Origin of the sequence: Streptomyces tuirus (genome assembly GCF_014701095.1) — a bacterium.
GTDB lineage: Bacteria > Actinomycetota > Actinomycetes > Streptomycetales > Streptomycetaceae > Streptomyces > Streptomyces tuirus.
The window spans coordinates 4,532,420-4,544,065 of sequence record NZ_AP023439.1 but is presented as its reverse complement, the minus strand read 5'-3'; the positions used below and the strand labels follow the sequence as shown (position 1 = coordinate 4,544,065).

Here is an 11,646-nt window from a genome sequence, read left to right as displayed (position 1 = left end):
TTCCGGACAGTCACCGTACGCACCCGCTGAGTCACTGTTCACGGTAGGCGCCCCCGGCCACGCTGGGTGACGTGAAGCAGAACTCCCTCACCGATCCCGGACCCGAACTCGCCCGCCAGGTCCGCAACTTCAGCCTCCGGCTCTCCTCTACTCCCCGCGGCGCCCGCCTCGCCCGGCTCCTCGCCGCCGAGCAACTGCGCTTCTGGGGCCTGCCGTCGGGCCGGGCGGCACAGGTCGTCGCGGAACTGTCCGCCAACGCCGTCACCCACGGCCGGGTCCCGGGCCGCGACTTCCGCCTGCTCCTCTACGTGGCCGGCGACACCCTCCGCATCGAGGTGACCGACACCCGCGACGACCGGCACCCGGTACCCCGGCTCCCCTCCCCCGACGCCGAGTCCGGCCGCGGCCTGCTCCTCGTCGACGCGCTCGCCGACCGCTGGGGCGTCACCCCGGGTCTTGCGCCCCGCAAGACCGTCTGGGCCGAGATCGACCTCTGAGGCCGACCCCGGCACCGGCCCTCCTTAACACCGCCTTAAGCCCGCTTTAAGCGAACCAAAGGTCAGCCGGTCGGCTCCAACTCCACCCCGTTCAGCGGGGGTTGGACCGATCGGGCAGTTGTTTGTGCGGTGAACCGTTCGTAGCATCCCTCCACGGCCGACAGCGTCGGCCCAGTCCCCCATCCCCCACAGACAAGGTGTGTTCAGCCATGGCTGCTCATCGCACACGCCGGCGCAGGCTCGGCGGGCTCGTCCCGCTGGTCTGCGCCACCGTCGCCGCCGCGTTCACCCTGACGACCCTCGGCCCGTCCGCCGCACAGGCCGATGCCGCCGCACAGGCGGGGACCGCCACCACATCGGCCGCCGCCGCCCTGACCTGGTCCGACGAGTTCAACGGCGCCGCCGGCAGCGCCCCGGACGCGGGCAAGTGGACCGTGGAGACCGGCGGCTCCGGCAACGGCAACAACGAGCTGCAGTACTACAGGAACAGCAGAGACAACGTTGCCCACGACGGCAACGGCAACCTGGTCATCACCGCCCGCAAGAACACCGACTCCGGACTCCAGTGCTGGTACGGCACCTGTCAGTACACCTCCGCCCGGCTCAACACGGCCAGGACCTTCACGCAGGCGTACGGCCACTTCGAGGCCCGGATCAAGGTGCCGCGCGGCCAGGGCATGTGGCCGGCGTTCTGGATGCTCGGCAACGACCTGGGCAGCGTCGGATGGCCCAACAGCGGCGAGATCGACATCATGGAGAACGTCGGTTACGAGCCCGGCACCGTCCACGGCACCCTGCACGGCCCCGGCTACTCCGGCAGCGGCGGCATCGGCGCGGCGTATACGCTCCCGGGCGGCCGGGCCTTCGCCGACGACTTCCACGTCTTCGCCGTCGACTGGACGCCGGGGAAGATCACGTGGTCCGTCGACGGGCAGACGTACCAGACGCGCACCACGGCCGACCTGGGCGGCAGGAAGTGGGTCTACGACCACCCCTTCTTCCTGATCCTCAACCTCGCCGTGGGCGGCAACTGGCCCGGCAGCCCTGACGGGAACACGCAGTTCCCGCAGACGATGACCGTGGACTACGTCCGGGTCTCCACCTCCGACGGCGGCGGTTCCGGCGGCACGACCGGCGCCATCAAGGGCATCGGCGGCATGTGTGCCGACGTCGCCGGCGCCTCTTCCGCCGACGGGACGCCCATCCAGCTCCACAACTGCACCGGAGTCGACGCCCAGAAGTGGACCCTCGGCGGCGACGGCACCGTCCGCGCCCTCGGCAAGTGCCTCGACGTGCGCGGCGGCTCCACGGCCGACGGAGCCGCGGTCCAGCTCTACACCTGCAACGGCACCAAGGCCCAGCAGTGGGTCCACACCGCGGCCCGCGACCTGGTCAACGTCGGCGCGGACAAGTGCCTGGACGCCAAGGGCAACTCCTCGGCCGACGGCACCCCGCTGCAGATCTGGACGTGCACCGGCGCCGCCAACCAGAAGTGGACGGTCGGCTGACCCCCTGAAACCGCCTGACGGCCTGCCCCCCTGACCGCCTGCCCCCCACCGGCCCCCCTCCCCCCACAGACGCCCCCAGCTCCCCCATGAGCCGGGGGCGTCGCCGTTCCACCCCGCATCGGACCGCCGATCCGGCCGGACACCGCCGGACACCGCCGGACACGGCAAAGGGGCCCGTACGACCGAAGTCGTACGGGCCCCTTCGAGCCACTCAGGTCAGTTGACCCTCAAGCCAGTCCGAAGACTCACTTGTTGATCTTGGTGACCTGGCCGGCGCCCACGGTCCGGCCACCCTCACGGATGGCGAACTTCAGGCCCTCCTCCATGGCGACGGGCTGGATGAGCTCCACCTTCATCTCGGTGTTGTCACCCGGCATGACCATCTCGGTGCCCTCGGGGAGGGTCACCACGCCGGTCACGTCCGTCGTACGGAAGTAGAACTGCGGGCGGTAGTTGTTGAAGAACGGCGTGTGGCGGCCACCCTCGTCCTTGGACAGGATGTAGGCCTGCGCCTCGAACTCGGTGTGCGGGGTGACCGAGCCCGGCTTGATGATGACCTGGCCGCGCTCGACGTCCTCGCGCTTGATGCCACGGAGGAGCAGACCGACGTTCTCACCGGCCTGGCCCTCGTCGAGCAGCTTGCGGAACATCTCGATGCCGGTGACCGTGGTGGTGGTCTTCTCCGGCTTGATGCCCACGATGTCGACGGTCTCGTTGACCTTGAGGACACCACGCTCGATACGACCGGTGACGACGGTGCCACGACCGGTGATCGTGAAGACGTCCTCGATCGGCATCAGGAACGGCTTGTCGACGTCACGCTCGGGCTGCGGGATGTTCTCGTCGACGGCCTTCATCAGCTCGAGGACGGAGTTGCCCCACTCCTTGTCGCCCTCGAGGGCCTTGAGCGCCGAGACCTTGACGACCGGCAGGTCGTCGCCCGGGAACTCGTACTCGGAGAGGAGCTCACGGACCTCGAGCTCGACGAGCTCCAGGATCTCCTCGTCGTCCACCATGTCGGCCTTGTTCAGGGCGACGACGATGTACGGAACGCCGACCTGGCGGGCCAGGAGCACGTGCTCCTTGGTCTGCGGCATCGGGCCGTCGGTGGCGGCGACCACGAGGATGGCGCCGTCCATCTGCGCCGCACCCGTGATCATGTTCTTGATGTAGTCCGCGTGACCGGGGCAGTCGACGTGGGCGTAGTGACGCGTCTCGGTCTGGTACTCGACGTGCGCGATGGAGATGGTGATACCGCGCTGGCGCTCCTCAGGAGCCTTGTCGATCTGGTCGAAGGCCGAGGCCTCGTTCAGGTCCGGGTACGCGTCGTGCAGCACCTTGGTAATGGCGGCCGTGAGGGTCGTCTTACCGTGGTCGATGTGACCGATGGTGCCGATGTTGACGTGCGGCTTAGTCCGCTCGAACTTCGCCTTCGCCACTGGGGTCCTCCTGAGAGTGGTTCTGGTACGCCTTACTCATCGGCGCCAGGTGATCTTTGCTGGAAAGCCCGGGCCTCGGGGCATTCGCACCACGATTGCGGCGGAATGCCCCTCGAGCACCGGAGTCAAGCCTACGGCGTGTAGACGCGGTGCGTTACTCGCCCTTGGCCTTCGCGATGATCTCCTCGGCGACGTTCCGGGGAACCTCGGCGTAGGAGTCGAACTGCATCGAGTAGCTTGCGCGACCCGACGTCTTGCTGCGGAGGTCTCCGACGTAGCCGAACATCTCCGAGAGGGGCACGAGGCCCTTCACGACGCGGGCACCGGCCCGCTCCTCCATGGCCTGGATCTGACCACGGCGGGAGTTGATGTCGCCGATGACCTCACCCATGTAGTCCTCGGGCGTGGTGACCTCGACGGCCATCATCGGCTCGAGCAGCACGGGGCTGGCCTTGCGCGCGGCCTCCTTGAAGGCCTGCGAACCGGCGATCTTGAACGCCAGCTCGGAGGAGTCGACCTCGTGGTAGCCACCGTCGATCAGGGTGACGCGCACGCCGGTCATCTCGTAGCCGGCGAGGATGCCGAACTGCATGGCCTCCTGCGCACCGGCGTCGACCGAAGGGATGTACTCCTTCGGGATACGGCCACCGGTCACCTTGTTCACGAACTCGTACGAGGCGTCGCCGCCCTCGATCGGCTCGATCGCGATCTGCACCTTGGCGAACTGACCGGTACCACCGGTCTGCTTCTTGTGGGTGTAGTCCACGCGCTCGACGGCCTTGCGGATCGTCTCGCGGTAGGCGACCTGCGGCTTGCCGACGTTGGCCTCGACCTTGAACTCACGGCGCATGCGGTCGACCAGCACCTCGAGGTGCAGCTCGCCCATACCGCCGATGATGGTCTGGCCCGTCTCCTCGTCCGAGTGGACCTGGAACGACGGGTCCTCCTCGGCGAGGCGCTGGATCGCGACGCCCAGCTTCTCCTGGTCGCCCTTCGACTTGGGCTCGATGGCGACCTGGATGACCGGCGCCGGGAAGTCCATGGACTCCAGGATCACCGGGTTCTTGTCGTCGGACAGCGTCTCACCGGTCGTGGTCTGCTTCAGACCCATCACGGCGACGATGTCACCGGCGCCCACCGACTCGATCTCCTCACGCTTGTTCGCGTGCATGCGGTAGATCTTGCCGATGCGCTCCTTCTTGCCCTTCACCGAGTTCAGCACGGCGGTGCCGGACAGCAGGCGGCCGGAGTACACGCGGACGAAGGTGAGCTTGCCGAGGTGCGGGTCGCTCATGATCTTGAACGCCAGCGCGGCGAGGGGCTCGTCCTCCGACGGCTTGCGCGCGATGACCTGCTCCGGGTCCTTGACGTCGTGGCCCTCGATGGCCTCGACGTCGAGCGGGGTGGGCAGGTAGCGCACGACCGCGTCGAGCAGGGGCTGAACGCCCTTGTTCTTGAACGCGGTGCCGCAGAACACGGGGGTGACGGTGGTGCCGCCGCTCTTGCCGGACGCGATGGTGATACGACGGATCGCGGCGTAGAGCTGCTCCACGGTGGGCTCGGTGCCCTCCAGGTACAGCTCCATCAGCTCTTCGTCGTTCTCGGCGACGGCCTCGAGCAGCTTGCCGCGGTACTCCTCGGCAGCCTCGGCGTGGGTGTCCGGGATGTCGACGGTGTCGTACATCTCGCCCTTGGTCGCCTCGGCCGACCAGACCAGGGCCTTCATCGTCACGAGGTCGATGACGCCCTTGAAGTCCGCCTCGGCACCGATCGGCAGCTGCATGACCAGCGGCTGGGCGCCCAGGCGGTCCGAGATCATGTCCACGCAGCGGTGGAACTCGGCGCCGGTACGGTCCAGCTTGTTCACGAAGCAGATGCGGGGCACGCCGTAACGGTCGGCCTGACGCCACACCGTCTCGGACTGCGGCTCGACACCGGCGACACCGTCGAACACCGTCACGGCACCGTCGAGCACACGCAGGGAGCGCTCCACCTCGACGGTGAAGTCGACGTGACCCGGGGTGTCGATGATGTTGATGGTGTAGTCGTTGTCCTCGAGCGGCCAGTGACAGGTGGTCGCAGCAGACGTGATCGTGATGCCACGCTCCTGCTCCTGCTCCATCCAGTCCATGGTGGCAGCGCCGTCGTGGACCTCACCGATCTTGTAAGACACACCGGTGTAGAACAGGATCCGCTCGGTGGTGGTCGTCTTGCCCGCGTCGATGTGGGCCATGATCCCGATGTTGCGGACCTTGGCCAGGTCAAGTGAAGTGGTAGCCATAAGGCTTCAGTCTTCTCTCGGTCTCGATGTGGGTAGCGACTACCAGCGGTAGTGCGCGAAGGCCTTGTTGGACTCGGCCATCTTGTGGGTGTCCTCGCGCTTCTTCACAGCGGCACCGAGGCCGTTGGACGCGTCGAGAAGCTCGTTGAGCAGACGCTCGGTCATCGTCTTCTCGCGACGGGCGCGGGAGTAACCGACCAGCCAGCGCAGCGCGAGCGTGTTGGCACGACCGGGCTTGACCTCGATCGGAACCTGGTACGTCGCACCACCGACACGGCGGGACTTGACCTCGAGGGTCGGCTTGATGTTCTCCAGCGCGCGCTTCAGCGTGATGATCGGGTCGTTGCCCGTCTTCTCACGCAGACCCTCCATGGCGCCGTAGACGATGCGCTCGGCGGTGGAGCGCTTGCCGTTCAGCAGCACCTTGTTGATGAGCGACGTGACCAGAGGAGAACCGTAGACCGGGTCGATGATGACCGGGCGCTTCGGGGCGGGGCCCTTACGAGGCATTCTTACTTCTCCTTCTTGGCGCCGTAGCGGGAACGGGCCTGCTTGCGGTTCTTGACACCCTGGGTGTCGAGGGAGCCACGGATGATCTTGTAGCGAACACCCGGCAGGTCCTTCACACGGCCGCCGCGCACGAGCACGATGGAGTGCTCCTGCAGGTTGTGTCCCTCACCCGGAATGTAAGCGGTGACCTCGATCCCGCTGGTCAGACGCACACGCGCGACCTTACGCAGGGCCGAGTTCGGCTTCTTCGGGGTGGTCGTGAACACACGCGTGCAGACGCCCCGGCGCTGAGGGGAACCCTCGAGTGCGGGCGTCTTGTTCTTCTCGACCTTGTCCTGCCGGCCCTTCCGGACCAGCTGCTGGATCGTAGGCACTACTTCTCCGGTTTCTGTGTGCCGAATGGTGAAGCTAACCTGGAACATCGCCGACCCACGCGGTCGGGTGTGTCGAACCCGCGGACTCCCGCCGCGAGGCAGAAACTGCGCAGATTACGGTGGCCGGTGTCAGCTCGCCGTGCGGTTCATGGCACACACGCGAGCCAGGGCACACCCCAGGCACAAGGTCTGAGCGTACCTACCGCATTCGCTGCGGTCAAAACAAATGGGCACCGCCCGCATCGCCATGTGGGACATGTCAAGCCCCCGAGCCCTTGTCGATCTTCAATTCGGCGGCCCGTGTCCGAAATACACACCTTCACGATGCTACGACGGACACCACCGTGAGCAACACCAGAACGAGTGCCCAACCCGCCGTGGACAACCACCCGAGCACCAGACCGGTCAGCGCGAGCCCGTCCCCCAGCTCCCCCCGGCTGCGGATCTCGGCCCGGGCCACATGCCCCAGCACGACCGCCGGGATCCCGGTGAGCCCCATCGTCGGCACGCACAGCAGCCCGCACACCCCGGCCGCGACGGCCTTCCCGTTGGTCCGCGCCCGCGGCACGGGCAGGAACGTCCCCGGCACGGGCACGACCGAGGCCGGCTGCGGCAGCGGCCCCTGCGGCAGATCCGCGACGAGCAGCGCCAGCTCCCCCACGGTCCGCGCCGCGTACGCCCGCCCGACCCGCCTCTCGAACTCGGCCTGCTCCATCCGCCCCTCGCCGTACCCGGCTCTGAGCACGTCCACGGCCCGCTCCCGATCGGCGTGCGACGCGAGCATCGAGGGAGCACCAGGACCCTGCCAGGGCTGCCAGGACGGATAGTGCGGCTGCGACACGGAGCACCTCCCCGGGTGCCGGAGTCCTTCCATCATGCGCCGAAGCGGAGGCATCGGCACCGGTGCGTCGACGGCAGGGCGTCGTATCTCGGCCAGACGGCCGACAGACGCGCTCCGGTGCAGGCACGCGCCCCGGTTCCGCCTCCGTACGCCGGGGAGGCACGGGAGGCCCGCCGGAGCGGCGTCCGGGGCCAGGCCCAGCCCACCGCGGACACGGGCCCTGGGAACGCCGAAGGGCGGCCACCCCGCAGGATGACCGCCCTTCGGCTCAAGCGACTCGCTTACTGGTTGTACGGACCGTAGTCGTAGTCCTCCAGCGGAACGGCCTGGCCGGAGCCCGTGCCGAACGGCGAGTAGTCGATGTCGTCGTAGCCGACGGCCGAGTACATCGCGGCCTTGGCCTCCTCGGTCGGCTCGACCCGGATGTTGCGGTAGCGGGACAGACCCGTACCGGCCGGGATGAGCTTACCGATGATGACGTTCTCCTTGAGGCCGATGAGGCTGTCGGACTTGGCGTTGATCGCCGCGTCCGTCAGGACTCGGGTCGTCTCCTGGAAGGAGGCGGCCGACAGCCAGGATTCCGTCGCCAGCGAGGCCTTGGTGATACCCATCAGCTGCGGACGACCGGAGGCCGGGTGACCGCCCTCCTGGACCACACGACGGTTCTCGGTCTCGAACTTCGAACGCTCGACCAGCTCACCGGGCAGCAGCTCGGCGTCGCCGGACTCGATGATCGTCACGCGGCGGAGCATCTGCCGGATGATGATCTCGATGTGCTTGTCGTGGATCGACACACCCTGCGAGTTGTAGACCTTCTGGACCTCGCCGACCAGGTGGACCTGGACGGCACGCTGACCCAGGATGCGCAGCACGTCGTGCGGGTTGGTGGCACCCACGGTGAGCTTCTGGCCCACCTCGACGTGCTCGCCCTCGCTGACCAGGAGCCGGGCACGCTTCGAGATCGGGTAGGCCGTCTCGTCGCTGCCGTCGTCCGGGGTGACGACGATCTTCTTGGTCTTCTCGGTCTCCTCGATCCGCACGCGGCCGGAGGCCTCGGAGATCGGGGCGACACCCTTCGGGGTACGGGCCTCGAAGAGCTCGACGACACGCGGCAGACCCTGGGTGATGTCGTCACCGGCCACACCACCGGTGTGGAAGGTACGCATCGTCAGCTGGGTACCGGGCTCACCGATGGACTGGGCGGCGATGATGCCGACCGCCTCACCGATGTCGACCAGCTTGCCGGTGGCCAGCGAACGGCCGTAGCACATCGCGCAGGTGCCGACGGCGGACTCGCAGGTCAGGACCGAGCGGGTCTTGACCTCCTCGACGCCGCGGGAGACGAGCTCCTCGATGAGGACGTCGCCCAGGTCGGTGCCGGCCGGGGCCAGCACCTGCCCGTCGACCACGATGTCCTCGGCGAGGCAGCGCGCGTACACGGAGGTCTCGACGTCCTCCGTCTTGATCAGCGCGCCCTCGGCGTTCCGGTCGGCGATCTTCAGACGCAGACCGCGCTCGGTGCCGCAGTCCTCCTCGCGAATGATGACGTCCTGGGAGACGTCGACCAGACGACGCGTGAGGTAACCCGAGTCGGCGGTACGCAGAGCGGTGTCCGCCAGACCCTTACGGGCACCGTGCGTGGAGATGAAGTACTCCAGCACGGACAGGCCCTCACGGAAGGAGGCCTTGATGGGACGCGGGATCGTCTCGTTCTTCGCGTTCGACACCAGACCACGCATACCGGCGATCTGACGCATCTGCATCATGTTGCCTCGTGCACCCGAGTTCACCATCATGAAGATCGGGTTGGTCTTCGGGAAGTTGTCGTTCATCGCCTCGGCGACCTCGTTGGTCGCCTTGGTCCAGATCGCGATGAGCTCCTGCGTGCGCTCGTCCTTGGTGATCAGACCGCGCTCGTACTGCTTCTGGACCTTCTCGTCCTGCGCCTCGTAGCCCTTGACGATCTCCTTCTTCGCCTCGGGAACGACGACGTCGGAGATGGCCACGGTCACGCCGGAGCGGGTCGCCCAGAAGAAGCCGGCCGCCTTCAGGTTGTCGAGCGTCGCCGCCACGATGACCTTGGGGTAGCGCTCGGCGAGGTCGTTGACGATCTCGGAGAGCTGCTTCTTGCCGACCTCGTAGTCGACGAACGGGTAGTCCTCGGGCAGCAGCTCGTTGAAGAGCGCACGGCCCAGGGTGGTGTTCAGCCGGAAGCTGTCACCCTGCTGCCACTCGGGCTCGCCCTCCTCACGCGCCGGCGGGGTCCAGCCACGCGGCGGGATGGTGCCGACCGGGAAGCGGACGTCGATCTTCGACTGGAGCGACAGCTCGCCCGCGTCGAAGGCCATGATCGCCTCGGCGACCGAGGCGAAGGAACGGCCCTCGCCCTTGAGGTCGCGCATCTCGCCGTCGGTGGTGAGGAAGAACAGACCGAGGACCATGTCCTGGGTCGGCATCGTCACCGGACGGCCGTCGGCCGGCTTGAGGATGTTGTTCGAGGACAGCATCAGGATGCGGGCCTCGGCCTGCGCCTCCGCGGACAGCGGCAGGTGCACGGCCATCTGGTCACCGTCGAAGTCCGCGTTGAACGCGGTGCAGACGAGCGGGTGGATCTGGATGGCCTTGCCCTCGACCAGCTGCGGCTCGAAGGCCTGGATGCCGAGGCGGTGCAGCGTGGGCGCGCGGTTCAGCAGAACCGGGTGCTCCGCGATGACCTCTTCCAGCACGTCGTACACGACCGTGCGGCCGCGCTCGACCATGCGCTTGGCGCTCTTGATGTTCTGCGCGTGGTTCAGGTCGACCAGGCGCTTCATCACGAACGGCTTGAAGAGCTCCAGCGCCATCGCCTTCGGCAGACCGCACTGGTGCAGCTTGAGCTGCGGACCGACGACGATCACGGAACGCGCGGAGTAGTCCACACGCTTACCGAGCAGGTTCTGACGGAAGCGGCCCTGCTTGCCCTTCAGCATGTCGCTGAGGGACTTCAGCGGGCGGTTACCGGGACCGGTGACCGGACGGCCACGGCGGCCGTTGTCGAACAGCGCGTCGACGGCCTCCTGGAGCATGCGCTTCTCGTTGTTCACGATGATCTCGGGCGCACCGAGGTCGAGAAGGCGCTTCAGGCGGTTGTTCCGGTTGATCACACGGCGGTACAGGTCGTTCAGGTCGGAGGTCGCGAAGCGGCCACCGTCCAGCTGCACCATCGGGCGAAGGTCCGGCGGGATGACCGGCACGCAGTCGAGCACCATGCCCTTGGGGCTGTTGCTGGTCTGCAGGAACGCGGAGACGACCTTCAGGCGCTTGAGCGCACGGGTCTTCTTCTGGCCCTTGCCGGTACGGATGATCTCGCGGAGGCGCTCGGCCTCCTCGTCGAGGTCGAAGGACTCCAGGCGCTTCTGCAGCGCCGCGGCACCCATCGAGCCGTCGAAGTACGTGCCGAAGCGGTCACGCAGCTCGCGGTAGAGCAGCTCGTCGCCCTCGAGGTCCTGGACCTTGAGGTTCTTGAAGCGGTTCCACACCTCGTCGAGGCGGTCGATCTCGCGCTGCGCGCGGTCGCGCAGCTGCTTCATCTCGCGCTCGGCACCCTCGCGCACCTTGCGGCGCACGTCGGCCTTGGCGCCCTCGGCCTCCAGCTCGGCCAGGTCGGTCTCGAGCTTCTTGGCGCGGGCCTCCAGGTCGGCGTCGCGACGCTGCTCGATCTGCTGACGCTCGACGGAGACGTGGGCCTCCAGCGAGGGCAGGTCGCGCGTACGGCGCTCCTCGTCGACGTACGTGATCATGTACGCCGCGAAGTAGATGACCTTCTCGAGGTCCTTGGGGGCCAGGTCGAGCAGGTAGCCCAGACGCGACGGCACGCCCTTGAAGTACCAGATGTGCGTGACCGGCGCGGCCAGCTCGATGTGGCCCATCCGCTCACGGCGCACCTTGGCGCGGGTGACCTCGACGCCACACCGCTCACAGATGATGCCCTTGAAGCGGACACGCTTGTACTTGCCGCAGTAGCACTCCCAGTCCCGGGTCGGACCGAAGATCTTCTCGCAGAAGAGTCCGTCCTTTTCGGGCTTGAGCGTGCGGTAGTTGATCGTCTCGGGCTTCTTGACCTCGCCGTGGCTCCACTGACGGATGTCGTCAGCGGTGGCCAGACCGATCCGGAGCTCGTCGAAGAAGTTGACGTCGAGCACTATGCGTCAATCCCT

The 11,646-nt window shown here is 67.3% G+C and carries 8 protein-coding genes; 2 read left to right on the top strand and 6 right to left on the bottom strand.

Going from position 1 to position 11,646, the window contains the following annotated elements:
* Window positions 1-71: 71 nt before the first annotated feature.
* Together IGS69_RS20980 and IGS69_RS20975 are read left to right on the top strand one after the other, a co-directional pair.
* Complete coding sequence (locus tag IGS69_RS20980; RefSeq protein WP_190902050.1) at window positions 72-497, top strand: ATP-binding protein; 426 nt, start codon at window positions 72-74, stop codon at window positions 495-497.
* A gap of 209 nt (window positions 498-706) precedes the next feature.
* Window positions 707-2,005 (top strand): glycoside hydrolase family 16 protein, encoded by a 1,299-nt coding sequence (locus tag IGS69_RS20975; RefSeq protein ID WP_190902048.1) that lies wholly within the window; start codon window positions 707-709, stop codon window positions 2,003-2,005.
* 245 nt (window positions 2,006-2,250) lie between these two features.
* On the opposite strand, the gene tuf is transcribed toward IGS69_RS20975, so the two are convergent.
* The 6 genes from tuf to IGS69_RS20945 all read right to left on the bottom strand — a co-directional run bounded on the left by tuf (window position 2,251) and on the right by IGS69_RS20945 (window position 11,631).
* Window positions 2,251-3,444 carry an elongation factor Tu gene (gene tuf, locus IGS69_RS20970; RefSeq protein ID WP_016434619.1) on the bottom strand — a complete coding sequence of 398 codons (1,194 nt, stop codon included), beginning with the start codon at window positions 3,442-3,444 and terminating at the stop codon, window positions 2,251-2,253.
* Window positions 3,445-3,598: 154 nt separating this feature from the next.
* Window positions 3,599-5,725, bottom strand: coding sequence for an elongation factor G (gene fusA / locus IGS69_RS20965; RefSeq protein WP_030839709.1), 2,127 nt, complete (start codon window positions 5,723-5,725; stop codon window positions 3,599-3,601).
* Between the two features lie 39 nt (window positions 5,726-5,764).
* On the bottom strand, window positions 5,765-6,235 hold the full coding sequence (gene rpsG / locus IGS69_RS20960; protein ID WP_003992340.1) for a 30S ribosomal protein S7: 471 nt from the start codon (window positions 6,233-6,235) through the stop codon (window positions 5,765-5,767).
* A gap of 2 nt (window positions 6,236-6,237) precedes the next feature.
* The gene (gene rpsL, locus IGS69_RS20955) at window positions 6,238-6,609 is read right to left on the bottom strand and encodes a 30S ribosomal protein S12 (RefSeq protein WP_003948652.1); all 372 of its coding nucleotides are present in this window, start codon (window positions 6,607-6,609) and stop codon (window positions 6,238-6,240) included.
* A gap of 319 nt (window positions 6,610-6,928) precedes the next feature.
* On the bottom strand, window positions 6,929-7,450 hold the full coding sequence (locus IGS69_RS20950) for a DUF1707 and DUF4190 domain-containing protein (protein WP_385863249.1): 522 nt from the start codon (window positions 7,448-7,450) through the stop codon (window positions 6,929-6,931).
* Window positions 7,451-7,731: 281 nt separating this feature from the next.
* The gene (locus tag IGS69_RS20945; protein ID WP_190902046.1) at window positions 7,732-11,631 is read right to left on the bottom strand and encodes a DNA-directed RNA polymerase subunit beta'; all 3,900 of its coding nucleotides are present in this window, start codon (window positions 11,629-11,631) and stop codon (window positions 7,732-7,734) included.
* Window positions 11,632-11,646: the final 15 nt, after the last annotated feature.